Source organism: Schaalia hyovaginalis (assembly GCF_014208035.1).
GTDB lineage: Bacteria > Actinomycetota > Actinomycetes > Actinomycetales > Actinomycetaceae > Pauljensenia > Pauljensenia hyovaginalis.
In genome coordinates this window covers 1315129-1341139 of the sequence record NZ_JACHMK010000001.1, presented here as the reverse complement: position 1 = coordinate 1341139, position 26011 = coordinate 1315129, and the positions used below count along the sequence as shown (strand labels likewise).

19 protein-coding genes and 3 rRNA genes are annotated in these 26011 nt (G+C 65.6%); 1 reads left to right on the top strand and 21 read right to left on the bottom strand.

What is annotated here, in order from left to right; all coding sequences use genetic code 11:
- Positions 1-11 precede the first annotated feature (11 nt).
- The 16 genes from HD592_RS05750 to HD592_RS05675 form a co-directional block, all read right to left on the bottom strand.
- Positions 12-428 carry a metal-sulfur cluster assembly factor gene (locus HD592_RS05750; protein WP_184452472.1) on the bottom strand — a complete coding sequence of 139 codons (417 nt, stop codon included), beginning with the start codon at positions 426-428 and terminating at the stop codon, positions 12-14.
- Positions 425-892 (bottom strand): Fe-S cluster assembly sulfur transfer protein SufU, encoded by a 468-nt coding sequence (gene sufU, locus HD592_RS05745; RefSeq protein ID WP_184454486.1) that lies wholly within the window; start codon positions 890-892, stop codon positions 425-427. The genes HD592_RS05750 and sufU overlap by 4 nt, the downstream gene beginning before the upstream one ends.
- A complete protein-coding gene (locus tag HD592_RS05740; RefSeq protein ID WP_184454484.1) occupies positions 892-2181 on the bottom strand; it encodes a SufS family cysteine desulfurase in 1290 nt (429 codons plus the stop codon). The genes sufU and HD592_RS05740 overlap by 1 nt, the downstream gene beginning before the upstream one ends.
- Positions 2182-2195: 14 nt before the next feature.
- Entirely contained in the window at positions 2196-2945 is a 750-nt protein-coding gene (gene sufC / locus HD592_RS05735; RefSeq protein ID WP_184452471.1) for a Fe-S cluster assembly ATPase SufC, read from the bottom strand.
- A gap of 52 nt (positions 2946-2997) precedes the next feature.
- Positions 2998-4176 (bottom strand): Fe-S cluster assembly protein SufD, encoded by a 1179-nt coding sequence (sufD, locus tag HD592_RS05730; RefSeq protein ID WP_184452470.1) that lies wholly within the window; start codon positions 4174-4176, stop codon positions 2998-3000.
- Between the two features lies 1 nt (position 4177).
- The gene (gene sufB / locus HD592_RS05725) at positions 4178-5626 is read right to left on the bottom strand and encodes a Fe-S cluster assembly protein SufB (protein WP_184452469.1); all 1449 of its coding nucleotides are present in this window, start codon (positions 5624-5626) and stop codon (positions 4178-4180) included.
- A 17-nt stretch (positions 5627-5643) separates the two neighbouring features.
- The gene (locus HD592_RS05720) at positions 5644-6372 is read right to left on the bottom strand and encodes a helix-turn-helix transcriptional regulator (RefSeq protein ID WP_221437828.1); all 729 of its coding nucleotides are present in this window, start codon (positions 6370-6372) and stop codon (positions 5644-5646) included.
- A gap of 87 nt (positions 6373-6459) precedes the next feature.
- Positions 6460-7110 carry an NUDIX domain-containing protein gene (locus HD592_RS05715; RefSeq protein ID WP_184452467.1) on the bottom strand — a complete coding sequence of 217 codons (651 nt, stop codon included), beginning with the start codon at positions 7108-7110 and terminating at the stop codon, positions 6460-6462.
- Complete coding sequence (pyrG, locus tag HD592_RS05710) at positions 7107-8807, bottom strand: CTP synthase (protein WP_246429992.1); 1701 nt, start codon at positions 8805-8807, stop codon at positions 7107-7109. The genes HD592_RS05715 and pyrG overlap by 4 nt, the downstream gene beginning before the upstream one ends.
- 101 nt (positions 8808-8908) lie before the next feature.
- Positions 8909-9820 carry a copper transporter gene (locus tag HD592_RS05705; RefSeq protein WP_184452466.1) on the bottom strand — a complete coding sequence of 304 codons (912 nt, stop codon included), beginning with the start codon at positions 9818-9820 and terminating at the stop codon, positions 8909-8911.
- A 10-nt stretch (positions 9821-9830) separates the two neighbouring features.
- Positions 9831-11012, bottom strand: a complete 1182-nt coding sequence (gene steA / locus HD592_RS05700) for a putative cytokinetic ring protein SteA (protein WP_184452465.1) — start codon at positions 11010-11012, stop codon at positions 9831-9833.
- A complete protein-coding gene (gene recN / locus HD592_RS05695) occupies positions 11009-12679 on the bottom strand; it encodes a DNA repair protein RecN (protein WP_184452464.1) in 1671 nt (556 codons plus the stop codon). The genes steA and recN overlap by 4 nt, the downstream gene beginning before the upstream one ends.
- The gene (locus HD592_RS05690) at positions 12676-13524 is read right to left on the bottom strand and encodes an NAD kinase (protein WP_184452463.1); all 849 of its coding nucleotides are present in this window, start codon (positions 13522-13524) and stop codon (positions 12676-12678) included. The genes recN and HD592_RS05690 overlap by 4 nt, the downstream gene beginning before the upstream one ends.
- The gene (locus tag HD592_RS05685; RefSeq protein ID WP_184452462.1) at positions 13521-14357 is read right to left on the bottom strand and encodes a TlyA family RNA methyltransferase; all 837 of its coding nucleotides are present in this window, start codon (positions 14355-14357) and stop codon (positions 13521-13523) included. Before HD592_RS05685 ends, HD592_RS05690 begins: the two co-directional genes overlap by 4 nt.
- Positions 14354-14530 (bottom strand): hypothetical protein, encoded by a 177-nt coding sequence (locus HD592_RS05680; protein WP_184452461.1) that lies wholly within the window; start codon positions 14528-14530, stop codon positions 14354-14356. Before HD592_RS05680 ends, HD592_RS05685 begins: the two co-directional genes overlap by 4 nt.
- Positions 14527-16443, bottom strand: a complete 1917-nt coding sequence (locus HD592_RS05675) for an HAD-IIA family hydrolase (RefSeq protein ID WP_246429991.1) — start codon at positions 16441-16443, stop codon at positions 14527-14529. The genes HD592_RS05680 and HD592_RS05675 overlap by 4 nt, the downstream gene beginning before the upstream one ends.
- 129 nt (positions 16444-16572) lie before the next feature.
- Between HD592_RS05675 and HD592_RS12170 the strand changes: the two genes are divergently transcribed.
- Positions 16573-17283, top strand: coding sequence for a hypothetical protein (locus HD592_RS12170; RefSeq protein WP_246429990.1), 711 nt, complete (start codon positions 16573-16575; stop codon positions 17281-17283).
- 428 nt (positions 17284-17711) lie between these two features.
- Here the strand turns inward: HD592_RS12170 and rrf are convergent.
- The 5 genes from rrf to argH form a co-directional block, all read right to left on the bottom strand.
- Positions 17712-17829 (bottom strand): 5S ribosomal RNA (gene rrf, locus HD592_RS05670).
- A 131-nt stretch (positions 17830-17960) separates the two neighbouring features.
- A 23S ribosomal RNA gene (locus HD592_RS05665) occupies positions 17961-21085 on the bottom strand.
- Positions 21086-21394: 309 nt separating this feature from the next.
- Positions 21395-22939: ribosomal RNA gene (locus HD592_RS05660) — 16S ribosomal RNA — on the bottom strand.
- The 16S, 23S and 5S rRNA genes sit together here, the layout of an rRNA operon.
- Positions 22940-23251: 312 nt before the next feature.
- Entirely contained in the window at positions 23252-24514 is a 1263-nt protein-coding gene (gene tyrS / locus HD592_RS05655; RefSeq protein WP_184452459.1) for a tyrosine--tRNA ligase, read from the bottom strand.
- 45 nt (positions 24515-24559) lie between these two features.
- A complete protein-coding gene (gene argH, locus HD592_RS05650) occupies positions 24560-26005 on the bottom strand; it encodes an argininosuccinate lyase (RefSeq protein ID WP_184452458.1) in 1446 nt (481 codons plus the stop codon).
- Positions 26006-26011: the final 6 nt, after the last annotated feature.

Genomic DNA, 26011 nt, shown 5'->3' with positions numbered 1-26011 from the left:
AGCCGGGCGGATCAGACGTTGAATCCGATCGCGCGGAGCTGCTCGCGCCCATCGGGCGTGATCCGATCCGGACCCCACGGCGGCATCCACACCCACGAGATCGTCACCTCGGTGACGAGGTGGCTGAGGACCATCTGCGCCTGGCGCTCGATGACATCAGTGAGCGGGCACGCTGCGGAGGTGAGGGTCATCTCCAGGATCACGGAGTCGTCCTCCCCGATCTGCACGCCGTACACGAGGCCGAGATCGACGATGTTGATCCCGAGTTCCGGATCGATGACGTCCTTGAGAGCCTCGAGGACGTCGCCTCCCGGAACCGAACCGTGTTCGACGAGGTCCGTTCCGTTGATCGACGAGGCCCCCTTAGGATCCGGCGCCTGACCGAATCGCTGCTCGACCGGTTCTGATTGGGCCATGGGATTGCTCATGCCTGTTCTCCTGCGATATCGGTTCCGAGCTTCGCGACGGCGTCGCGCAGGGCGTACCAGCCAAGCAGCGCGCACTTCACGCGGTTGGCGAATTGCGAGGTGGACTCGAGGGCCGCCGCGTCTCCGAGGAGATCGAGGACGTCCTCACCGACCCCCTGGTTCCTCGAGTGCATCATCTTCTCCATCGCGGCGTATCCCGCGCGCACCTCGTCGAGGGAGGCGCCCGCCACGAGGTCGGTGAGCATCGACAGGGAGGCCTGGGAGATGGAGCAGCCGTCGCCGTCCCACACGAGGCGGGCGACCTTGCCCTGATCATCGAGCGAAACGCCCAGGGTGACCTCGTCGCCGCAGGTCGGATTCACCTGGTGGGAGGACGCTTCGACGTCCTCGACGGGCCCGGCGCCGTGCCTGGCCCGGGCGTGATCGAGGATCACCTGCTGGTAGAGCTGATCGAGACTCGACATCATTGGCCTCCGAAATACGAACGGACGCGTCGCAGCGACGCGAGGAAACGATCGATCTCCTCGATCGAATTCATCGGCGCGACGGACGCACGGGCGGATGAGCGCACGCCGAAGAAGGTGTGGAGCGGGATCGCGCAGTGGTGCCCGACGCGGATCGCCACGTCGTCGGCGTCGAGCACCTGCCCGACATCGTGAGGATGCACGCCGTCGACGGCGAAGGCGACGACGCCGATGCGATCGGCCTCATCGGCCGGCCCGAGGAGCCGCACGCCCTCGATGTCCGCCACGCCCTCGAGCAGGTGCGCGGTGAGAACGGACTCGTGGGCGTGGACGCGATCCATATCGAGTTCCGCGAGGTACTTCAGCGCCCGGGTCCAGCCCGCGATCTGGGCGACCGGCTGCGAGCCCGCTTCGAAGCGCTCGGGAGGGGGCATGTAGCTCGCCCCCTCCATCGTGACGTTCTCGATCATCGAACCTCCGGTGAGCACCGGCGGCATGAGCTCGAGCAGTTCGCGCCTCCCCCACAGCGCGCCCGCGCCCGTGGGCCCGAGCATCTTGTGGGAGGACATGACCGCGAAGTCGACGCCGAGGGCGGCGACGTCGATCGGCATGTGCGCGCTCGACTGGCACGTGTCGAGGACGATGATCGCGCCGACCGCCCTGGCCGCCGCGACGATCTCGGCGACCGGGGAGATCGCCCCCGTCACATTCGACGCGTGGGTGAAGGCGACGAGCCTCGTGTTCGCCGTGATCACGCCCAGGGTCTCCGGATCGATCCGTCCGTCCGGGGTGAGGTCGAGCCAGGCGAGCTCCGCACCGGTCCTGGCGCAGAGCTCCTGCCAGGGCACGAGATTGGCATGGTGTTCCGCCCTCGTCGTCACGATCCGGTCGCCCGGGCCGATCCTCAGGCGCTCCGCCTCAGAGCCGCCGCGCCCCGCCGAGGCATGGCCGATCGCGAGGGCGACGAGGTTGATGCCCTCGGTGGCGTTCTTCGTCCACACGATCTCATCGGAACGCCCGTTGATGAAGGCTGCGAGCGCCTCGCGCCCGTCCTCGAAGGCCGCGGTCGACTCGTCGCCCAGGAGGTGGGTGCCCCTGTGGACGGCGGCGTTGCGCCTGCGGTAGAACTCGGCCCCCGCCTCGATGACGCAAGCCGGCTTCTGCGAGGTCGCCGAGGCGTCGAGGTAGGCGATCGGGTTCCCGCCCCGGCCGATGCGGTCGAGGATCGGGAAGTCCGACCTGATCGCGGCGAGCTCGTGGTCGTCGAAGGCGGCGGCGCGCGCGTGCATCCCCAAGAGTCCGCTCACCCGAGGTACTTGTCGTAGCCCTCGTCCTCGAGTTGATCGGCGAGCTCGGGCCCGCCCTCGGCGACGACGCGCCCCGCCACGAAGACGTGGACGTGACTGGGCTTGATGTAGCGCAGGATCCGCGTGTAGTGCGTGATGAGCATGACGCCGCAACCGGTCTCGTCATGAACGCGGTTCACGCCCTCGGAGACGATGCGCAGCGCATCGACGTCGAGGCCGGAATCGGTCTCGTCGAGGACCGCGAAGGAGGGCCGCAGCAGCTCCATCTGGAGGATCTCGAGGCGCTTCTTCTCACCGCCGGAGAAGCCGACGTTCACATCGCGCTCGGCGAAGTCGGAATCCATGCGGAGCTTGTCCATGGAGGATTTGACGTCCTTGACCCACTGGCGGATCTGGGGCGCCTCGCCGTCGATCGCGGTCTTCGCCGTGCGCAGGAAGTTCGAGACCGAGACTCCCGCGACCTCGACCGGGTACTGCATCGCGAGGAAAAGGCCGGCCTTGGCGCGCTCATCGACGCTCATCTCCGTGATGAGCCGGTCGTCGAGCCACGCCTCGCCCTGCGTGATCTCGTAGGCCGGGTGACCGGCGAGGGCGTAGGCGAGAGTGGACTTGCCCGAACCGTTCGGGCCCATGATCGCGTGGACCTCACCGGAATTGATCGTAAGATTCACGCCCTTGAGGATCTCCTTGGGGCCGTCGGCCGTTTCGACGGTGACGTGGAGATCCGAGATTTTCAGGGTCGACATTGTTCCTCCTGCTTCCGGCTCGAGCCGGGTGGTCGTTGCTGGCCTTCGCGGCTCAGATGGTTCGGGACTTGGCGAGTTCGGCTTCGACGGACTCCATGAGGTGATCGACCACCTCGGGGACGCCGATCTGGTTGATGAGCTCGGCGAAGAAGCCGCGCACCACCAGGCGGCGCGCATCGGCTTCTGAGACGCCGCGGCTCATGAGGTAGAAGAGCTGCTCGTCGTCGAAGCGGCCCGTCGCCGAGGCGTGGCCCGCCCCCTTGATCTCGCCGTTCTCGATCTCGAGGTTCGGCACCGAATCGGCCTTCGCGCCCTCGGTGAGCACGAGGTTGCGGTTGAGCTCGTAAGTGTCCGTGTCGTCGGCCGTTTCGCGGATGAGGCAGTCGCCGATCCAGACCGCGTGCGCGTCCTGGCCCTGGAGGGCTCCCTTGTAGGTGACGCGCGAGTAGCAGTTCGGCTGGGAGTGATCGACGAAGACGCGGTGCTCGAGATGCTGGTCGGCGTCGACGAAGTAGAGGCCGAGCATGGTGAGCTCGCCACCGGTGCCCCTGAAGTCCGTGTCGGAGCTGATGCGCACGAGGTCGCCGCCGAAGGTGACGACGATGTGGGTGAACTTCGCGTCCTTGCCGAGCGAGAGACGGTGATTCGAGGCGTGCAGGACCGTGTCGTCCCATTCCTGGATCGAGACGAGCGTCGCCTTCGAGGCGTCTCCCGCGCTGAACTCCACGGTCTGGTTGAGAGCCGCCCCGGCGCTCCCGCGATGGGTGAGGATGATGGTCGCCTCGGCGAGTTCACCGACCTCGATCCGCAGATGCTGGGCGCGCACGCCCTCGACGGCGTCGATCTCGATGCGGATCGGCTCGGTGATGACGGCGCCCTTCGGAACCGCGACCACGGTCGAGTTCTCGAATGCGTTCCACGCGACGACGGCGGTGCGGTCGCCGGGGGCGAGCACGGTGCCCAGGCGCGGATCCCGGCGGTCGGCCTTTTCGACGAGCACGCCCTCGGGCGCCTGGACGCGCAGCGGCGCGTCGCCCTCGGCGTAGTTGCCCGTCTCGAACAGCTTCTCGATCCGGCGCATGGGCGTGAATCGCCAATCCTCCTCGCGCCCGCCCGGAACGGGGATCGCGTCGAGGTCGAAGGATGTCGGCCGGTCGGCCCTGGAGGCGTGCCCGCCCTTGTCGACTGCGCCGTGGGAATGCGGTGCGGGCATTGCGTATTCAGTCGTCATATCAGCCGACAGATCCTTCCATCTGCAGTTCGATGAGGCGGTTGAGCTCGAGGGCGTACTCCATGGGGAGCTCCTTGGCGATCGGCTCGACGAAGCCGCGCACGATCATCGCCATCGCCTCGTTCTCATCGAGGCCGCGACTCATGAGGTAGAAGAGCTGATCCGCGGAGACCTTCGAAACGGTCGCCTCGTGCCCCATCTCGACGTCGTCGGTGCGCACATCGACATAGGGGTAGGTGTCGGTCCGCGAGACCTTGTCGACGAGGAGCGCGTCGCACAGGACGTTCGACTTGGAATGCCGCGCCCTCGAATTGACCCTGACGAGTCCGCGGTAGGAGGTGCGCCCGCCTCCGCGGGACACCGACTTCGAGACGATCGAGGACGAGGTGTGCGGCGCCATGTGAACCATCTTGGCGCCCGTGTCCTGATGCTGGCCCGGGCCTGCGAAGCCGATGGAGAGCGTTTCGCCCCGGGCGTGCTCGCCCATGAGGTAGCAGGCGGGGTACTTCATCGTGATCGCGGCGCCCATGTTGCCGTCAACCCATTCCATCGTGCCGCCCTCTTCGACGACCGCGCGCTGCGTGACGAGGTTGAGGACGTTCGTCGACCAGTTCTGGATGGTCGTGTAGCGGACGCGGGCGCCCTTCTTCACGAAGATCTCGATGACGCCCGAGTGGAGGGAGTTCTCGTCGTAGATCGGCGCCGTGCAGCCCTCGACGTAGTGCACGTAGGAGCCCTCATCGGCGATGATGAGCGTCCGCTCGAACTGGCCCAGCGCCTCGGTGTTGATCCGGAAGTAGGCCTGGAGCGGGATGTTCACGTGCACGCCCGGCGGCACGTAGACGAAGGAGCCGCCCGACCATGCGGCGGTGTTGAGGGCGGAGAACTTGTTGTCGCCGGAGGGGACGGCCTTGCCGAAGTATTCCTGGAAGATCTCCGGATGCTCCTTGAGGCCGGTGTCCGTGTCGAGGAAGATGACGCCCTGGCGTTCGAGATCCTCCTGGATCTGCTGGTAGACGACCTCGGACTCGTACTGGGCGGCGACGCCCGCCACGAGGCGGTTCTTCTCGGCCTCGGGGATGCCGAGGCGGTCGTAGGTGGTGCGGATCGCCTCGGGGAGGTCCTGCCAGTCCTTCACCTGCCGATCCGTCGGATTGACGTAGTACTTGAAGGCGTCGAAGTCGATGCCCGACAGGTCCGGGCCCCAGGTCGGCATGGGCTTGCGGTCGAAGATCTCGAGCGCCTTGAGGCGGCGTTCGAGCATCCACTCCGGTTCGCCCTTGTGCGCCGAGATCGAGCGGACGACGTCCGCGTTGATCCCGTACTCGGCGTCCTTGGAGTAGTCGTCGTTGTCGCGCCATCCGTACTCGTAAACGCCGATCGACTCGATGATCTCGTCATCGGTCAATGGACGGTCATCGAGGTCTGCGACCTGCGGTGACTGGGTCATATATCTTCAGCCTCTCATCAATTCTGGGAGCGGGACTGCGAATGCAGCGCCGCTCGGGTCGCCGGGTGGATCACCGGGACGGCCACGGGGATGTGGGTCGTGCACACGTGTTCACCACCGGCGAGCGTGGCCAGGCGTTGGACGTGAACGTCGAGGAGTCGGGAGAAGGCCCTGGTTTCGGCCTCGCAGAGCTGCGGGAAGTCATCGGCGACCTCTTGGATCGGACAATGCCCCTGGCAGAGCTGCACGGCGAAACCGTTCGGGCCGATCTCCCTGACCGTGGCGGCGTAGCCGTCCTGGGTGAGAGCGTCGGCGAGCGCCTGGGCCCGGATCTTGGGATCCGTGCCGGCATCGCGGACAATCGGCGCGTAACGCCTCTCGATCTCCCGAGAACGAGCCGCGGCGAAGGCTTCTACGGCGTCTTTCCCGCCGACCTGCCCGAGGTAGCCCAGGGCTTTCACGGCGAGTTCGGAATAGCCTTCGGCAAGGCGGGCGTGGGCGCCGCGACTGGCGACGTAGTGCCGCGCGGGACGTCCTCTTCCGCGCTTGCCGGCGACTGTCGGTTCGTGCTCCTCGATCTCCTCGGAGTCGAGGAGGATCGTGATGTGGCGCCGCACCGCGGCCGTGGTCAGGTTGAGGATCCGCGCGATGACGCTCGCCGTCACCGGACCCTTTTCGACGATGAGGTCGAGGACCTGTTCACGGGTGCACGCGTCCGGTTGGTCTGACACAGCGCCTCCGATCATCTCTCCACGTTTGAACGATCAGAGTTTACGCCGTTTTACGCACGTTCCGCTTCACAAAATTGCATGGTGAGTGAGATCCCACCCCGCCTAGCGCAACCAGTGCGCCTCGACTGGCCTGAGCCCCTCCCACTTCCTCGCCCGAGCGGCATGGGCGGCGAGGATGCCCGCGACCGCGGAGGGGTTGTGGATCCGCCCTTCGAGGACGAAGGACACGGCATCGTCGAGCCCCACCCACGCGAGGACCAGGTCCGCCTCCTCGTCTTCGCGCGCGAAGGGCGCGGGCGCGGGCGAGAGCTCGCGGGCGAGGAAGATCCTCAAAGACTCGTCCGTGCCCCCGGGCGAGGTGAAGAAGTCGACGAGGACGTCCCAACGCCCGGCCAGGAGGTCCGCCTCCTCTTCGAGCTCGCGAGCGGCGGCCAGGTGCGGAGCCTCGCCGTCGATGTCGAGAAGACCCGCGGGGATCTCCCAGAGCAGGGCGCCCACGGGATGACGGTACTGGCGCTCGAGGAGGACCTCCTCGCGCCCGTCCCCGCCTCGCATCGCGACGACCGCCACGGCTCCCGGATGCTCGGTGTACTGACGCAGCACGGGGTCGCCGCTCGGCGAGAGACGGACGAGGTCTTCCTCCAGACCGATGATCCTCCCCCGCCACAGCTCCCGATGCTCGACCACTTCGCGCGTTTCCTTGGCGTCGCGAAGATCCGCCGCCTGCTCCGCGCTGAGTTCTTCGAGGCTCATTCCGCGTCACCGCCCTCGGCCGAGGCCTGTGCGCCGCGCGAGGAGTAACGGCCCTTATGGCGTTCGAGGCCGGCCGCGATGAGCGCGGCGAACAGCGGATGGGGGCGGGTCGGACGCGACTTGAACTCGGGGTGGGCCTGCGTGGCGAGGTAGAAGGGATGGATCGACTCGTCGAGCTCCACGAATTCGACGAGGCCGCCGTCGGGTGATGTTCCCGAGACGCGCAGGCCGACCGATTCGAGGCGCTCCCGATAGGCGTTGTTCACCTCGAAGCGATGGCGGTGGCGTTCGCAGACCTGCGTCGTCCCGTAGGTCCTGGCCACGAGCGAGCCTTCGGCGAGCACCGCGTCGTAGGCGCCCAGGCGCATCGTCCCGCCCAGGTCCCCCTCGCCGGAGACGATCCCCCGCTGGGAGTCCATCGTGGCCACGACGGGATCGGGGGTGTCCGGATCCATTTCGGTCGAAGAGGCTCCTGCCAGGCCGAGGAGGTTGCGCGCCGCCTCGATCACCATGCACTGGAGGCCGAGGCAGAGGCCGAGGGTCGGGACCCCGTGCTCGCGCGCCCAGCGCAGGGCGCCGAGCTTGCCCTCGATGCCGCGCACGCCGAAGCCGCCCGGGACGACGATCGCGTCGACCCCTGCGAGTTCGCGGCTCGCCCCCTCGGGCGTCTCGCAGGTGTCGGAGGCGACCCAGCGGATGTCGACGCGCGCGTTGTTCGCGAATCCTCCGTGCCGGATCGCCTCGGAGACGGACAGGTAGGCGTCATGAAGGTCGACGTACTTGCCGACGAGGGCGACCTCCACGCGGTACTTCGGGGAGTGGACGCGCTCGAGGAGGCCGTTCCACTCCGTCCAGTCGACGTCGCGGAACGGAAGGGACAGGCGTTGAACGAGGTAGGCGTCCAGGCCCTCGCGGTGCAGGGTCGGCGGGACCTCGTAGATCGAGTTCGCGTCGGCGCATTCGATGACCGCATCCCGGTCGACGTCGCACATGAGGGCGATTTTGCCCTTCACGCCCTCGGGCAGGGGCCGATCGGTCCGCAGGACGAGGGCGTCGGGCGCGATGCCGATGGAGCGCAGCGCCGCCACCGAATGCTGCGTCGGCTTCGTCTTGAGCTCGCCCGCGGCCGGCAGGAAGGGGACCAGGGACACGTGGACGAAGGCCACCTTGTCCCGCCCGAGGTCGGCGCGGACTTGACGGGCGGCCTCCAAGAAGGGCTGGGACTCGATGTCGCCGACGGTGCCGCCGATCTCGGTGATGATGACGTCGGGGATCTCACCGGCGGCGTTCGGCGTCGCTTGGGAGCGCATGACGCGCTTGATCTCGTCGGTGATGTGCGGGATCACCTGGACGGTGTCGCCCAGGTACTCGCCGCGGCGTTCCTTGGCGATGACGCTCGAGTAGACCTGGCCCGTCGTCGCATTCGCGTCGCCGGAAAGCGCGACGTCGAGGAAGCGCTCGTAGTGGCCGATGTCGAGATCGGTCTCGGCTCCGTCCTCGGTGACGAAGACCTCACCGTGCTGGAAGGGATTCATCGTGCCCGGATCCACGTTGATGTACGGATCGAGCTTCTGCATGACGACCGACAGGCCCCTCGACCTCAGGAGGCGGCCCAGGCTCGACGCCGTCAGGCCCTTCCCCAGGGAGGAGACGACTCCGCCGGTCACGAAGATGTGTGCGGGGATTGTGTGATCCATAGTGGAATTGCGCATTGATGTCATCACCATGGGACTCCAGCATAACAAGAAGGAGCGCGCCCCTCCGGACTGTCCGAGGGGCGCGCTCCGGCACTCGAGGATCAGGGGAGCTCGGGCATGACCCGGGTCGCGCCCTCCCCGACGCCGAAGGCGCGAGCACTCGCCGAGGCGTCCCGCAAGGCGATGGCGGCGGCGTAGACGCTGAGCGCGGATCCCGGGGTGTCGATCGAGGTGATCTGGGCACCGGTGGAGCGCAGCATCGCGGCCATCGAGGTCGAATCATGGGCGTCGGCGATGACGAGCCCGGATTTCGGGGCTGAGGTGAGGGCCCGTGCGAGGCCGCTCCAGGCCTCCTGGGAGGCGAGGGATGACGCCGACTGCGCGTCGGCCGCCCCCTTCGAGGAGTCGCGCGCGCCCACGACGACGAGAGCCTGCGCCGCGCCCTTCGGATCGGTGTCGAGGTGGAGGATCGGCGTGGAATCGTCGGTGAGGATCTGCGTGACGAGCTCCGTTTCGGCGCCCGTGGAGGTGAGGGCCGCGACGATCCCGTACGCGATCGTCGCATCCGAGGTGGCGTCCGAAGGAAGGTTCGGCAGGTGCGAGGCCAAAGGCGTGGCGAGGGTGTCACGGTAGGTGGCCATCGTCTGCGCCTGCCAGTTCTCGGACAGGGAGGCGTGGCCGACGACCTCGGCCCCCGCGCTTTCGAGGCCCTTCGACACCGCGGTGACGTCCTCGGCGGAGGCGCCGGGCAGGGCGATCGTCGCCACCTTGAGATCTGCGAGCACCCCGTCGAGGCGCGACTGCGCGAGCTCGGTCAGCGCTTGCGCATCGGCGTCCGAAATGCGCTGGGCGGCGGCGAGGGCGGCCGTGTCGACGGCAGACTCCTCGGCCTGCGGTCCGGCGAGCGCGGAGGAGATGCGCGCCTGCAAGGGGCCCGCGCCTAGGACGATACCGATCGCGAGGGCCGCGAAGACTGCGACGAGCGAGACGATGTGATAGCGGAAATTCAGCATGGACTACTCCTCAGACGAGCCCCGACCAGGACCCGGGATCAGTGGCGGCGGCGAAAGGATTCGCCCGGGTGATGATCGAGGTGAACAGGTCGTGTCCCCAGGGGGTCGACCACAGGGCGGCGCCCAGGCAGGCGAGCATGGCGAGGAGCAGTACGGCGAGCCACCCCCCGCCGATTCTCGGACGGTGCGTCGCCGCGACGGCGCGGGCGGAGATGAGCGCATCACCGGCGGCGAGCCGGGAGAAGAAGGACGGCGCCATCGCCGATCGGCCGCGGTCGACGAAGTCATCGAGGTCATGGCGCCCGCCGGCGACGACGATCGAGGTCGCGCCCGAATGCGTGGCGACGAGGATCGCCGCGTCTTCGCTCGTCCCCGACATCTCGACCTCCGCGCAGGAGAGCCCCATGCGATCGAGGCGTTCGCGCCCCGGCGCGAGCCCGTTGTGTCCGCGCCGCACGACCCTGTGCTTCGCCCTGCGCAGCGGCTTCTCGTCGATCCGGTCCGCGTCCCCGACGACGAGATCCGGCATGCACCCGGATTTCGCGGCGATATTGGCGCCCGCATCGACCCCGATGACGTAGGGGGCGGCATCCGCGATCCAGCGCTTGGCGCGCGCGAGATCCGATTCGGCCCGCGCATCGTCGAGGACGAGCAGGACGGGGCGGGAAGCGATCTGCGCGGAGTAGGCGGGGACGCCTTCGCCCCGGAGCACGGCCCCGTCGAGCGCCAGGTATTCGTCGATCGTCGCGGCGAAGGATCCGATCTGCGTGGAGATCGTGCGTCGCAGTTCCCGTTCGTCGCGTTCGAGGTCGCTCGGATCGAGCCTGCGACCCGAGGCGATGACGACGCCGTCGCGCCGCACCTCGGATCCGCGGATCTCGAGCGTCTGGCCCTCGCGCACCGACATGATGTCGGGCCCGAGATCATCGATGACGGGGATGCCGGCATCGAGCAGGATCTTCGGGCCGAGGACTTGATGCCTGCCGGAGGTCGAGGGGGCCGCATTCAATACGGCGCTGGGGCGCGCGGACACGAGTGCATGCGCCGAGGCGCGGTCGAGGTCGAGCTGATCGATGACCGCGATCTCGCCCGCTTCGAGGCGCGTCACAAGGGTCCTGATCCTGCCGTCGACGCGCGCGCGAGAGCGAAGATCCGCGCCTGGGGCGCCGGGTGCGTTGAGTTCGTCCATCATCCCTTCGATTGTGGCACGGCCGAGGTCAGGACCTCGATGGCGTGTCGGCGTGCCGCCGGGGAGTGAGGATCTCCACCCATCATGCGCGTCAATTCGGCCTCGCGCTCGGCCCCCTCGACCTTGACCACTCGCGTCGTTCCCTCCTGCTTGCTCACGACGAGGTGCGTCGAGGCGAAGACCGCGACTTGGGGCAGGTGGGTGACGACGAGGACCTGGCGCTTCTTCGCCAGGGCTGCGAGGCGCGCGCCGACTTCCGTCGCGGTGCGCCCGCCGATGCCCGCATCGACTTCGTCGAAGATGAAAGTCGTCGCTTCGTCGCCCTCGCCGAGGACCACTTCGAGGGCGAGCATGATCCTCGAGAGTTCGCCGCCCGATGCGCCTTGACCGAGCGGGCGGGCATTCGCGCTCGGATGGGGGCGCAGGAGGATCGTCACCTCGTCGAGGCCGTGGGAGTTCGGTTTCGAGGGCGCGACGAGGATCTCCAGGGCCGCGTCCTTCATCGCGAGCGCCTGGAGCTCGCCTCCGACGGCTTCGGCGAGGCGGGTCGCGAGGCGCTTTCGGCTCGCCGTCAGCCTTTCGCCCGCCGCGATGACCTGGGCCTGGGCGTCCGTCAGCCGCTCGCGGATCTTCTCGGGGTCCTTGTCGGGATCGACCAGGCGGGCCAATCGCTCGCGCGCTTCATCGGCCCATTCCAGGAGCCCCGTCGCATCCGAGGCGCGTCCTTCGAGAAGGTTCTTCAGGGCGTGGCGGCGAGACATCACCTGGGAGAGGCGGGCGGGGTCGGCATCGAGGGTGCGCGCGTAGTCGGCGAGGTCATCGGCGAGGGTCTGCGCATCGATGACGATCGAACGCAGGCGCGCGGCGGTCTCCTCGAGCGCTTCGTCCATCCGCTTCGCGTCGTCGAGACGATCGAGGGACTCGCGGAGGAGGCGGGCCGCCCCCGGTTCCTCATCCGCGCCTTGAATCGCGGTGCGGGCGGCTTCGATCAGGCGGCCGAGGTCTTCGACGCTCATCAGACGCCGGGCCTCGATCCTCAGTTCTTCGTCTTCGCCCTCGTGGATGTCGAGCGCGTCGATGAGTTCCAGCGCTTTCGACAGCTCATCGATTTGCGCGCCGCGGGTCGAGGAATCGGCGAGAGCCTCGTCGAGTTCCTTCTTGAGGGCGACGGCCGCGCGCCAGTGTTCGGCGTATTCGGCCATGAGGGCGCGATGGCGCGCATCGCCGGAGGAGTCGAGGAGCGCGCGTTGAGCGTTCGGGCTGGTGAGCCGGATCTGGTCGGCCTGGCCGTGCACGGTGATGAGCGGGGCGATGGCGCGAGTCAGACTCGAGGCGGGCACGGGCCTGCCGCCGAGCCTCGCTCGGGATCGGCCCTGCGCCGGCACCGTCCGCGAGACGATGAGCTCGCCGTCCTCGACGAGCCCGCCCTCGTCCTGCGCGGTCTGCGCCTGGGAGGGATCGACGGTGAAGAAACCGTCGACCTGCGCGTTCTCGTGGCCGGTCCTGACGAGGCCGGGATCCGCACGGCCGCCCAGGAGGAGGTCCACCGATGTGAGGACCATCGTCTTGCCCGCTCCGGTCTCGCCCGTCAGGACGGTGAGTCCCTCTCCGAAGTCGAGCTCGGCGCGGTCGATGACGCCGATCCCTGAGATTTCGATCCGCGTGATCATCGGAGCCCCGTTCGTGGGTGACGGGACCGCCATCCGCGGACCGGGAGGTTGAGTCTTTCGACGAGGCGCGCGGAGAAAGGGGTCTCGTCGAGGCGCACGAGGCGCACGGGGCGCGCACCGACCCGGGTCGAGACGACCGAACCCGCCGGGAGCGGGGTTCTTCTCAGCCCGTCGCACCACATCTCCGGGTCCGTCCAGTTCTCTTCGAGCACCGCCACTTCGAGAAGGGCCGACGGTCCGAGAACGAGCGGCCGCGTGAACAGGCCGTGCGCGGCCAGAGGAGCGAGCACGACGGCCTCTGCATCGGGCCAGACCACGGGGCCGCCAGCGGAGAAGGAGTAGGCGGTCGAGCCGGTCGGCGTCGCGATGATCATGCCGTCGGCGCCGTAGGTCGAAACGTCCTGCCCGTCGACGGCGAGGGCGACGTGCACCGGGTGGGCGACGTCGGTGTGAACGACCACCGCCTCGTTGAGCGCCCAATCGTTCCGGATGCTTCCATCGGGTTCGCGGACCTGCACGTCGAGGGTCATGCGCTCTTCGATGTGGAAGTCCTCGCCCGCGATCCTGCGCGCGATGAGCGCGAGGTCCTGGCCGGTCGCCTCGGCGAGGAAACCCATGTGGCCGACGTTGACTCCCAGGAGCGGCGCATTGCGCAGGTGGGCGTGATGCGCGGCAGCGAGGATGGTCCCGTCCCCGCCCATCGCGAGGACGAAGTCCGCTTCCGCATCCGGATCCTCGTGCCGGACGTCGACGCCGAGAGCCCGTAGTTCGCTCGCCATCACCTCGGCGGCGATGAGCGCATCGGAACGGTGAACATGCCGTACGAGCATCACCGTGGCGATCATTTCTCTTCCTTCCCCGATCCGGCGGGACCGCGTTCCACCGCTTCGACGATACGCGAATGCAGGTCCTCGTGGGCGATCGGAGCGGGATGGGAGGCGCGCATGTGCAAGAAGTACTCGACGTTGCCGGAGGGACCGGGCAGAGGCGAGGCCTCGACAGCGACGATGTCGAGGCCTGTGCGGATCGCGCAGCCCGCGACTGCCTCGACCGTTTCCACGTGATGCGCCGGGTTCTTGACGACTCCGCCGTGGCCGAGCCGGTCCTTGCCGATCTCGAACTGCGGCTTGACCATGAGGAGGAAATCCGCGTCTTCGGCGGCTGCATCGACGAGGGCGGGGATGACGAGTTGAAGGGAGATGAAGGACATGTCCCCGACGACGAGCTCCGGAGCCGGTTCGATGTCCCCGGCTTTGAGCGTGCGCACGTTCGTCCGGTCACGGACTTCGACCCTCGGGTCGGACTGGAGGCTCCATGCCAACTGCCCGTAGCCGACGTCGACGGCGACGACCGATGCCGCTCCCCTGCGCAGGAGGACATCGGTGAAGCCGCCCGTCGAGGCGCCCGCATCGAGGCACCTGCGTCCGGCGACTTTCGGCCCCGCGTCGCCGAGTGCGTCGAGGGCGCCCGCGAGCTTGTGGGCGCCGCGGGACACGTACTCGACTTCATCGTTTCCCGTGATGACCACGGCCTGCGCGGGGTCCATCTGACGCGCGGGCTTGAGGACGACCTCGCCGTCGAGTCTGACGCGGCCGGCGGTGATGAGCTCCTGCGCGTGCGTCCTCGACTTCACGAGGCCGCGTCGCACGAGTTCGGAATCGATCCTTCGCAGCTTCACTTCGACGCCTCGGAGTCGAGACAGGCTCGAAGCCGTTCGTCGATGCGCGCGAGGGCTTCGATCCGGTCATCGAGCCGGGCGTCCTCGCAGCCGATGAGGATCGACTCGACTTCCGCTTCGATCCCTGCTCCCGCGGGCGGGGCTCCCCTCGGCACCGGAGCGGCCGGGTTCATTCGGCGCTGTCCTCGTCGGGCTCGTCCGCGTTCTCGTCATCCTGTCGGTTCTCGGCGTCGAGGTCTGCGGTTTCGGCGAGGAGGCGCTCGAGTTCTTCCTCGCCGGGGAGGAAGGCCGGCGTCTCGACGGCCTCGTCCAACTCGTCCGCGAGAAGAGCGAGTTCTTCGTCGCCCGCGTCGAAACCGCCGTCCGTTTCGGGTGCTTCGGGGGATTCGACGGGCTCGGGCGCTTCGATGACTCCGCTCGGGTCACCGTTCTCGACCACGGTGATCGCGGGGCAGCGCACGGCGTTGCCCTTCTCATCCGCGTAGTCCCAGCCGGCTGCGGCGAGGGCGCGGTAGGTGTCGAGCGTGACCGTGCAGGGCGTGTTCTCATCGAGTTCGACGTCGTCGACCGTCAGGGCGCCCCAGCGCGTGACCTTGACGACCTGCGAATCACCGCAGGTCCAGGTCCCGTCGCGATGGTGCTTGGCCCGGGGGTGGGCTTCGAGGAGCCCGCGCATGTCGAGTGCGAGGAAGCTCGGGCGCTGTCCGCGGGGCGCGCGGATCACGTCGCGGGCGCCGTGGACGCCGGTGAGCACGTGCATCGCCGGCATCGAAGCGGATACGGCTCCGGAGATGTCCGTCTCCAGCCGGTCGCCGACCGCGATCGGCTTCTCCCCGTCGACGAGCGCCGCGGCGCGGAGATAGATGCCGGGTTCCGGCTTCCCCCCGGCGCGCGGGCGCTTGCGGGTCGCGTGTTCGATCGCGCGCACGAGGGATCCGTTGCCGAGGGCGAAGCCCCGTTCCTGCGGGAGCGTGGCGTCGAGGTTCGTGGCGTAGAACTCGGCACCGCGCTGAATCGCGAATGCGCCTTCGGACAGGAGCGTCCAGTCGACCGCGGTGTCGAGCCCCTGCACAACGGCTGCGGGCTCATCATCCGCGGAGTCGACGATCACGTACCCCGCGTCCTCGAGGGCTTCGCGAAGACCCGCGCCGCCGATGACGAAGACCTTGGCGCCCTCATCGAGGGTCTCCTTCATGATCGCGATGATGTCCATCGCGGAGGTCATCACCATTTCGGGTTCGGCGGTGAATCCCATCGATCGGAGCTTCTGCGCGACCTGCGCGGGCGTCCGCATCGCGTTGTTGGTGACGAACACGGTCTTCATGCCCGCTTCACGCACGGCGTCAACCGATTCGGATGCGTGCGCGATCGTACGGTCGCCGTTCCACGCCGTCCCGTCGAGATCGAGGAGCACCGTGTCGAAGGCTTCGACGAGCGCGGTCTCCATCGCGCGCAGCGCCGTGCGCTTGTTGTCCACGTCCGCGTCCGCGAAGAGGGAAAGATCCACGATTTCGGGGTCTTCGAGTTCTTCGGGCAGGGAGGCCTCGACTTCGTCGGCTTCGTTGTCACGACCGAGTTCGCGCAGGCGGTCGATCTTGACCTCCATGAGGCGGCGCACGAGGTAGGGGTCGGTGTCTTCGGGGAGACGGGACAGCGCGTCGTCGACGATGAGAAGGGCGACTTCGCGCTCTCCGAGGTCCGCCCGCGCGCCCGAGGAGACGAGGACGAGCTCGACCTGCTCGGAGAGCTCCATGCCTTCCGTGCTCGTCTTGTCGATGATCTCGACGGCCTTCTCGGGGTGCCCGAGGCCGCGCTCGGCATCGGCTTCAACGGCGCGCAGGGAGTCGTCTCCGCGCATGCGGCGGACCGCGCGCACCTCCCTCAGCGCTTCTTCATAGCGGCCCGATGCGTAGGCGGTCAGGGCGGCGGCCTCGCGAACGACGTCGACGCGCCCGGCGCGCTTGGCCGCAGCGGCTGCGTGCTTGTACGCCTCCTCGGGATCCAAATCGATGAGTTGTCCCGCCATCACGAGGTGACGCGCGACGATGTCCTTATTCGGGCCCGAGAGCGTGGCGAGCCCGCGCAACGCCTGAGCGTCGAGCTCTTCCGCCGATACGCCGGCCGGGATGCGCGGCTCGTTCGGGTCCGGGGAGATGTATTCATCCGTCGAGGAGAAGTTCTGGTACTCCGTATCTCGCGAGCGATCATTCCGCCCTTGCGGAGCGCGAGCGGAGAAGCGATCGTCTCCCCTGCCCTTCGAGAATCGGCTCTGCCCCTCGCCCTTGCGGAAATCGCGACGGTCCCCGCTGCGGCCGCCGCGATCGTCACGACGCTCGAAGCCCCGGCCCCGGCCGCCGTCGCGGAATCCGCCCTCACGGCGATCCCGGTAACCGCCCTCACGGCGCCCATCACGATCGAAGGACCGCTCACCACGATCACCGCCGCGCTCGTCACGACGCTCGAAGCCCCGGCCCCGGCCGCCGTCGCGGAATCCGCCCTCACGGCGATCCCGGTAACCGCCCTCACGGCGCCCATCACGATCGAAGGACCGCTCACCACGATCACCGCCGCGCTCGTCGCGGCGTTCGAAGCCCCGGCCCCGGCCGCCGTCGCGGAATCCGCCCTCGCGACGATCCCGGTAACCGCCCTCACGGCGATCCCGGTAACCGCCTTCACGGCGCTCACCGCGATCGAAGGACCGCTCACCACGATCACCGCCGCGCTCGTCGCGGCGTTCGAAGCCCCGACCGCGACCCTGATTGCGTCCGCCGTTGTCATCGCGCCAATTGGGCCTGCGCTGGAATCCGCCACGACCGTCGCTGGATCGTCCTCGTTCTTCGTACGCCATGGTGAATTCCTCTATTCTCGCGCTCATCGGCGCTTGTACTGTTCTGCACGCAGCGGAACGTCCGTCTGCGGATCTTGATTCCGCACCAGTCTAACGAGAAAGCCGTCGAGCTTCAGGGGACTGCGTCATCTTTGTGTGGTGGTCCACGTCCGCTCGCGCTCGTGTTGGCTCGCGCTCGTGTGCGTGTGTTCGCGCTCGCTTGCGTGTGTTTCGTGGTCCACGTTCGCCGCGCATGTGCGTGTTTCTATGCGTGTTCGCGTGCTTGTGTTCGCTCGTGTGCGTGTTTCGTGGTCCACGTTCACCGGCGTGTTGGCGTGCCGTCGCGCTCGTGTGCGTGTGCGTGTTGGCGTGCCGTCGCGCTCGTGTGCGTGTGCGTGTTGGCGTGCCGTCGCGCTCGTGTGCGTGTGCGTGTGTGTTCGCTCGTGTTCGCGTGTGTGTGAAATGTGGAGGGGGGGAGGCGTGCACCGGGTGTTGGTGCTCGCCTCCCCCACTCTTGTTGGGTGTGGTTGCGGCGGTGTCCTACTCTCCCACACCCTCCCAGGTGCAGTACCATCGGCGCTGTGGGGCTTAGCTTCCAGGTTCGGAATGGGTTCTGGGCGTTTCCCCCACGCTATGACCACCGCAAAGTCTTCAAAACCTCTCCCCTACCCCCCGGTCTTGTTGGGGGGTTGTGGGTTGAGTGTGATTCGTATAGTGGTTGCAAGCAGTGTCTTTCTTGCCCCGCCCCCCCTTTTGTTTTGGTTAGGGGGTTGGGTTGTGTTTAGTGTCGGCCCATTAGTACCAGTCGGCTCACGAGCACATTACTGTGCTTCCACCTCTGGCCTATCAACCCAGTCGTCTACTGGGGGCCTTCACACCCCCAATGGGGGTGACGGAAACCTCATCTTGGAGCAGGCTTCCCGCTTAGATGCTTTCAGCGGTTATCCCTTCCGAACGTAGCCAACCAGCCATGCACCTGGCGGTACAACTGGCACACCAGAGGTTCGTCCATCCCGGTCCTCTCGTACTAGGGACGGCCCTCCACAAGTTTCCTACGCGCACAGAGGATAGGGACCGAACTGTCTCACGACGTTCTGAACCCAGCTCGCGTACCGCTTTAATGGGCGAACAGCCCAACCCTTGGGACCAACTCCAGCCCCAGGATGCGACGAGCCGACATCGAGGTGCCAAACCATGCCGTCGATATGGACTCTTGGGCAAGATCAGCCTGTTATCCCCGGGGTACCTTTTATCCGTTGAGCGACCACGCACCCACGTGCCATGGCCGGATCACTAGTTCCTGCTTTCGCACCTGCTCGACCCGTCGGTCTCACAGTCAAGCTCCCTTGTACACTTGCACTCGCCACCTGATTACCAACCAGGCTGAGGGAACCTTTGAGCGCCTCCGTTACATTTTAGGAGGCAACCGCCCCAGTTAAACTACCCACCAGGCACTGTCCCCAACCCGGATCACGGGCCAAGGTTAGATGACCGCTTAAACCAGAATGGTATTTCAACGACGACTCCACAACCGCTGGCGCGGCCGCTTCACAGTCTCCCACCTATCCTACACAAGCCTAAGCGAACACCAATACCAAGCTATAGTAAAGGTCCCGGGGTCTTTCCGTCCTTCTGCGCGAAACGAGCATCTTTACTCGTACTGCAATTTCACCGAGTTCACGGTCGAGACAGCGGAGAAGTCGTTACGCCATTCGTGCAGGTCGGAACTTACCCGACAAGGAATTTCGCTACCTTAGGATGGTTATAGTTACCACCGCCGTTTACTGGGGCTTAAATTCAAACCTTCACCACCGAAGTGGTTGAGTCTTCCTCTTAACCTTCCAGCACCGGGCAGGCGTCAGTGCGTATACATCGTCTTACGACTTCGCACGCACCTGTGTTTTTGATAAACAGTCGCTTCTCCCTCTTCTCTGCGACCCCACACCGCCACCACCACGCAAGACAGTGGGACAGCACAAGGTCCTCCTTATCCCGAAGTTACGGAGGAATTTTGCCGAGTTCCTTAACCATGATTCACTCGAACGCCTCGGTATACTCTACCTGACCACCTGAGTCGGTTTAGGGTACGGGCGCGTTGCACCCTCACGTCGAGGCTTTTCTTGACAGCCTAGGATCACCACCAGACACCCCACAAGGGGCACCCCCATCAGTCCTCACCCACAACGCCCTCCGGATTTACCTGGAAGACGGGCCACAACCTTAGACACACACAACCATCGGTGCGCGGCAGCTACCTTCCTGCGTCACCCCTGTTAACACGCTTACCTACACACCACCAGGATCCCACGACACCACCCGAACACGCACCCGAAGGCACGCACCCAGACAGCATGATGGTTAGCACAATGGCTTCAGCATTGGGCGGTTACAACGCGGTACCAGAATATCAACTGGTTGTCCATCGACTACGCCTGTCGGCCTCGCCTTAGGACCCGACTAACCCAGGGCGGATAAACCTAGCCCTGGAACCCTTAGTCAATCGGCGGGGAGGATTCCCACCTCCCATTCGTTACTCATGCCTGCATTCTCACTCCCACACGCTCCACCCACCATCACCAGCAGGCTTCACCGCACGCAGGACGCTCCCCTACCCACCCACACACCCGCAAGAAGCTAAACTCCTCAAGGCTATAACGTGTGAGTGCCACAGCTTCGGCGGTACGCTTAAGCCCCGCTACATTGTCGGCGCGAAACCACTTGACCAGTGAGCTATTACGCACTCTTTCAAGGATGGCTGCTTCTAAGCCAACCTCCTGGTTGTCACCGCGATCTCACATCCTTTCCCACTTAGCGCACACTTAGGGGCCTTAGCTGATGATCTGGGCTGTTTCCCTCTCGACGACGAAGCTTATCCCCCGCCGTCTCACTGCCATGCTCAACCTAACGGCATTCGGAGTTTGGCTGACGTCAGTAACCCAAAGGGCCCATCAGCCATCCAGTAGCTCTACCTCCGCCAGGCAACACACAACGCTGCACCTAAATGCATTTCGGGGAGAACCAGCTATCACGGAGTTTGATTGGCCTTTCACCCCTACCCACAGTTCATCCCCCAGGTTTTCAACCCTGGTGGGTTCGGTCCTCCACAAAGTCTTACCCCTGCTTCAACCTGACCATGGGTAGATCACCCCGCTTCGGGTCCAGAACACGCGACACACGCCATAATTTCAGACTCGCTTTCGCTACGCATACCCCACACGGGTTAAGCACGCCACGTATCACTGACTCGCAGGCTCATTCTTCAAAAGGCACGCCATCACCCCACAAGGCTCTGACGGCTTACAGGCACACGGTTTCAGGTACTATTTCACTCCCCTCCCGGGGTACTTTTCACCATTCCCTCACGGTACTATCCACTATCGGTCATCAAGGAGTATTCAGGCTTACCAGGTGGTCCTGGCAGATTCACACGAGATTCCACGAGCCCCGCACTACTCGGGCACCCACCCCACCAGCATATGTCACAGTCCGCCTACACGACTCTCACGCACTACGGTCCACCATCCCAAATGGTTCGACTCCCACAACACACACCAGCCCACCCCCGGCAGAGAATGGACGAATGAGCCCCACAACACCGCACACGCAACCCCCGCCGAGTATCACACGCACACGGTTTAGCCATCCTCCGCTTTCGCTCGCCACTACTCACGGAATATCTCTTCCTACGGGTACTGAGATGTTTCACTTCCCCGCGTTCCCCCCACCACCCTATACACGTTCAGATGATGGTAACCAGGCACAACCCCAGCTAGGTTCCCCCATTCGGACACCCTCGGATCACAGTTCGCTCGCCAACTCCCCGAGGCATATCGCAGGCCGCAACGTCCTTCATCAGCTCTTGATGCCAAGGCATCCACCGAATGCCCCACACAACTAAACAAAACCACAGAACAAAAAAGATGCTCACAACCACTATACAAATCACAAACAACCCACCACACCAACCACCACACACAACCACACGCGCGCAGGCAGCCAGCAAGCCACACAACCCCACAACACAGCAGGGCCACCGGCCAACAGGTATTGACCGTGAACCCGACAGCGTGTCCATCATCTACACCCAACCCCACAACGCACCCACACCCACCACACACAACGCATGATGACCAAGCATGAGCACAAGAAACCACCACACCACACCACCCACAAGCAGCACAGCACAGCAATCCCCAACAGGGCTCCCTAGAAAGGAGGTGATCCAGCCGCACCTTCCGGTACGGCTACCTTGTTACGACTTCGTCCCAATCGCCAATCCCACCTTCGACCACTCCCCCCGGAAAACCGGTTAGGCCATGAGCTTCGGGTGTTACCAACTTTCGTGACGTGACGGGCGGTGTGTACAAGGCCCGAGAACGTATTCACCGCAGCGTTGCTGATCTGCGATTACTAGCGACTCCACCTTCACGAAGTCGAGTTGCAGACTTCGATCCGAACTGAGACCAGCTTTAAGGGATTCGCTCCGCCTCACAGCATCGCAACCCTCTGTACCAGCCATTGTAGCATGCGTGAAGCCCAAGACATAAGGGGCATGATGATTTGACGTCATCCCCACCTTCCTCCGAGTTAACCCCGGCAGTCCCCCACGAGTCCCCACCACAACGTGCTGGCAACATAGGGCAAGGGTTGCGCTCGTTGCGGGACTTAACCCAACATCTCACGACACGAGCTGACGACAACCATGCACCACCTGCACACCCCCAACCAAATGCACCCCCATCTCTGGAGGCTCTGGGTGCATGTCAAGCCTTGGTAAGGTTCTTCGCGTTGCATCGAATTAATCCGCATGCTCCGCCGCTTGTGCGGGCCCCCGTCAATTCCTTTGAGTTTTAGCCTTGCGGCCGTACTCCCCAGGCGGGGCACTTAAAGCGTTAGCTACGGCGCAGAAACCACGGGTGGCCCCCACACCTAGTGCCCAACGTTTACAGCATGGACTACCAGGGTATCTAATCCTGTTCGCTCCCCACGCTTTCGCTCCTCAGCGTCAGTAACGGCCCAGAGACCCGCCTTCGCCACCGGTGTTCCTCCTGATATCTGCGCATTCCACCGCTACACCAGGAATTCCAGTCTCCCCTACCGCACTCAAGCCAGCCCGTACCCACCGCACGCCCCCAGTTAAGCCAGAGGATTTCACGGCAGACGCAACCAACCGCCTACAAGCCCTTTACGCCCAATAATTCCGGACAACGCTCGCGCCCTACGTATTACCGCGGCTGCTGGCACGTAGTTAGCCGGCGCTTCTTTACCCACTACCCTCACCACAACCCAAAGCTGCGGCTTGACCATGAGCGAAAGAGGTTCACAACCCGAAGGCCTCCATCCCTCACGCGGCGTCGCTGCATCAGACTTCCGTCCATTGTGCAAAATTCCCCACTGCTGCCTCCCGTAGGAGTCTGGGCCGTATCTCAGTCCCAATGTGACCGGTCACCCTCTCAGGCCGGTTACCCGTCAAAGCCTTGGTAAGCCATCACCCCACCAACAAGCTGATAGGCCGCGAGCCCATCCCCCACCAGAAAAAACCTTTCCACACACCACCATGCGACAATGTGTGAATATCCAGTATTAGCAGCCGTTTCCGACCGTTATCCCAAAGAAGAGGGCAGGTTACTCACGTGTTACTCACCCGTTCGCCACTCACCAACCCCAAGGAAAACCCCAAGGCCGTGCGTTCGACTTGCATGTGTTAAGCACGCCGCCAGCGTTCGTCCTGAGCCAGGATCAAACTCTCCGAACAAAACAAAGTCCAGAAAAACCCACCACACAACCACCACCACAACAAACAACAACAACAACAGCAGCAGCAGCAGCCACACGGCAAGCAATCCCAACCAAAAAACAACTCAAAAACAAAAAACAGGCATAAACAACAAACACACTATCGAGTTCACAAACAACACCCACACACCCCCAAGGCAACCCCAAGCACACACCCAGAACCACCCAAAGGAAGAGGCCACCACCACAACCACAAAGCCGCAGCGACAAGAGAAAACACTACCCACCCCCACACAAACCGTCAAATCAGACGGCCGTGAAGGGCGCCACATTAGGAGAGTTCGACGACGGCGAGATTGCGCCTGCCCTTGCGGATCAGCACCACCGAGCCGGCGAGAAGGTCGGACTCGGTGAAGGGGGCGTCCTCATCCTCCACCTTCGCATTGTTCAGATAGGCGCCGCCCGAAGCGACGGTGCGACGAGCCGCGCCGCGCCCCTTCTCGAGGCCCGTTCCCACCAGGGCGTCGACGATCGTTGCCTCGCCCAGGGACAAGGAGGCGCGCGGAAGGTTAGAGGTCGCCGCCGTCAGGGTCTTCTCATCGATGGCGCTGAGGTCGCCGCCCCCCCACAGGGCCTCGGTTGCGGCGAGGACCCGCTCGAGTTCGGCCTCGCCGTGAACCAGTCGCGTCATCTCGGTCGCCAGCGCCTTCTGAGCGACCCGCGCATGAGGACGCTCAGCGACCTCCGCCTCGAGCTCTTCGATCCGGCGGCGGTCGAGGAAGGTGAAGATCTTGAGGAAGCGCACGACATCGGCGTCCTCCACCCGGAGCCAGAACTGGTAGAAGGCGTAGGGGCTCATCATCTCCGGATCGAGCCAGATCGCCCCGCCCTCGGACTTGCCGAACTTGGTGCCGTCGGACTTCGTGATGATCGGCGTCGTCAGCACGTGGGAGGACGCGCCCTCGACCTTGCGGATGAGGTCCACGCCGCCGATCATGTTGCCCCACTGATCGTTGCCGCCCGTCTCCAGGGTCGCCCCGTAGCGACGGTGAAGCTCGAGGAAGTCGTTCGCCTGGAGGATCTGGTACGAGAACTCCGTGTAGGAGATGCCCTCATCGGAGGCGAGACGGCGAGCGACGATGTCCTTGTTGAGCATCGTGCCCACTCGGAAGTACTTGCCGATGCCCCGCAGGAGATCGATGGCGCTGAGCTCGGCCGTCCAGTCGAGGTTGTTCACCATCGTCGCCGCTGCCGGCCCGTCGAAGTCGAGGAAGCGCGAGATCTGATCGCGGAGCCGATCCGACCAGCCGGCCACGACCTCTCTCGGCTGGAGCTGGCGCTCGCCCGACTGACGCGGATCACCGATTTGGCCGGTCGCCCCGCCGACGAGCGCGAGCGGCCTATGACCGGCGAGCTGCAGGTGGCGCATGAGGATGATCTGCACGAGGTGCCCGTGATGGAGGGAGGGCGCCGTCGGATCGAAACCGCAATAGAAGGTGACCGGTCCCGCCGAAAGATGCTCGCGGAGGGCATCGATGTCGGTGTGCTGGGCGATGAGGCCCCTCCACTGGAGCTCATCCAGGATGTCGGTCACGGAACTTCCTTTCGTTGATGCAGCGATCCCAAAACCGCGGACAGTCTATCGGGTGCGGGAGTCGGCGAAGCCCCGCGCCGCCAGAGCGCGCGCCTTGATCGCGAGCAGCTGCTCTGCGACCCGCGAAGGCGCGGTGCCCCCCTTGCCCAGGCGCGCTCCGACCGATCCGGAGACGGTGAGGACCTCGCGAACAGCGGGCGTGAGCCGCTCGGACACCGAGGCGAGCTCCTCGTCACTGAGATCGGCGAGTTCGACCCCGCGCGACTCGGCGATGCGCACGCATGCGCCGGACAGTTCGTGCGCCTCCCTGAAGGGCACACCCTTGCGCACGAGCCATTCCGCGATGTCGGTCGCCAGGGAGAACCCCTGGGGCGCCAATTCGGCCATGCGCCGCAGGTTGAGGCGCATGGTCGCGATCATGCCGGAGACCGCGGGAAGGAGGACGGACAGCGTGTCGAGCTGGTCGAAGACGGGCTCCTTGTCCTCTTGAAGATCCCGGTCGTAGGCGAGCGGGATTCCTTTGAGAACCGTGAGCAGGGACATGAGGTCGCCGATGAGGCGCCCCGCCTTGCCGCGCCCGAGTTCGGCGACGTCGGGGTTCTTCTTCTGCGGCATGATCGACGAGCCCGTCGAGAAGGCGTCGTCGAGGGTGACGTAGTCGAATTCCTTCGTGTTCCAGATGACGATCTCCTCGCACAGGCGGGAGACGTCGACGCCGATCATCGCGAGGATGAAGGCGGCTTCGGCGACGATGTCGCGCGAGGCCGTCCCGTCGATGGAGTTGTCGACGGAATCGGTGAAGCCGAGTGCGCGGGCGATGGCCTGCGGGTCCATGCCGAGAGTGTTGCCCGCCAGCGCCCCGGATCCGTAGGGGGAGATCGCCGCTCGTCGATCCCAGTCCGTGAAGCGTTCGACGTCGCGGATGAGCGGCCACGCGTGGGCGAGGAGATGGTGGGCGACGAGGACGGGCTGAGCGTGCTGGAGGTGCGTGCGCCCGGGCATCACGGCGTCGCCCGCGGCTTCGGCCTGATCGACGAGGGCGTCCACGAGGTCGAGGACGAGGGAGGCCGTGTGCCGAGCCTCATCGCGCAGGTACATGCGGATGAGGGTGGCGATCTGGTCGTTGCGGGAGCGCCCGGCGCGGAGCTTGCCTCCGAGGGGGGCGCCGACGCGTTCGATGAGGCCGCGCTCCAAAGCGGTGTGCACGTCCTCGTCCCCGGCCGAGGGCGTGAAGGCGCCGGAGGCGACATCCGCATCGAGCGCCGAGAGGGCCTCGTGCATGCGAGCGACTTCGTCATCGCTGAGCAGTCCCGCCGCGTGAAGCGCATCGGCGTGGGCGTGCGAGCCCGCGATGTCGACGTGCGCGAGGCGGAAGTCGAAGTGGGTCGAGACCGACAGCGCGGCGAGCGCCTGATCGGGCGCGCCGGAGAAACGGCCTCCCCACAGACTCATGCGCGCCTCGTCGGAAGTGTTCGGGGAAGTCGGAGTCATGGAACG

Bases quoted from the DNA above. Each gene is read 5' to 3' on its own strand.
- HD592_RS05750 (WP_184452472.1), bottom strand. From the start codon at position 428: ATGAGCAATCCCATGGCCCAATCAGAACCGGTCGAGCAGCGATTCGGT.
- HD592_RS05680 (WP_184452461.1), bottom strand. From the start codon at position 14,530: ATGAACCCGGCCGCTCCGGTGCCGAGGGGAGCCCCGCCCGCGGGAGCA.
- argH (WP_184452458.1), bottom strand. From the start codon at position 26,005: ATGACTCCGACTTCCCCGAACACTTCCGACGAGGCGCGCATGAGTCTG.
- recN (WP_184452464.1), bottom strand. From the start codon at position 12,679: ATGATCACGCGGATCGAAATCTCAGGGATCGGCGTCATCGACCGCGCC.
- pyrG (WP_246429992.1), bottom strand. From the start codon at position 8,807: ATGGATCACACAATCCCCGCACACATCTTCGTGACCGGCGGAGTCGTC.
- sufC (WP_184452471.1), bottom strand. From the start codon at position 2,945: ATGTCGACCCTGAAAATCTCGGATCTCCACGTCACCGTCGAAACGGCC.
- steA (WP_184452465.1), bottom strand. From the start codon at position 11,012: ATGATGGACGAACTCAACGCACCCGGCGCCCCAGGCGCGGATCTTCGC.
- sufB (WP_184452469.1), bottom strand. From the start codon at position 5,626: ATGACCCAGTCACCGCAGGTCGCAGACCTCGATGACCGTCCATTGACC.
- HD592_RS05705 (WP_184452466.1), bottom strand. From the start codon at position 9,820: ATGCTGAATTTCCGCTATCACATCGTCTCGCTCGTCGCAGTCTTCGCG.
- sufD (WP_184452470.1), bottom strand. From the start codon at position 4,176: ATGACGACTGAATACGCAATGCCCGCACCGCATTCCCACGGCGCAGTC.
- HD592_RS05715 (WP_184452467.1), bottom strand. From the start codon at position 7,110: ATGAGCCTCGAAGAACTCAGCGCGGAGCAGGCGGCGGATCTTCGCGAC.
- sufU (WP_184454486.1), bottom strand. From the start codon at position 892: ATGTCGAGTCTCGATCAGCTCTACCAGCAGGTGATCCTCGATCACGCC.
- HD592_RS05720 (WP_221437828.1), bottom strand. From the start codon at position 6,372: ATGATCGGAGGCGCTGTGTCAGACCAACCGGACGCGTGCACCCGTGAA.
- HD592_RS05740 (WP_184454484.1), bottom strand. From the start codon at position 2,181: ATGCACGCGCGCGCCGCCGCCTTCGACGACCACGAGCTCGCCGCGATC.
- HD592_RS05690 (WP_184452463.1), bottom strand. From the start codon at position 13,524: ATGATCGCCACGGTGATGCTCGTACGGCATGTTCACCGTTCCGATGCG.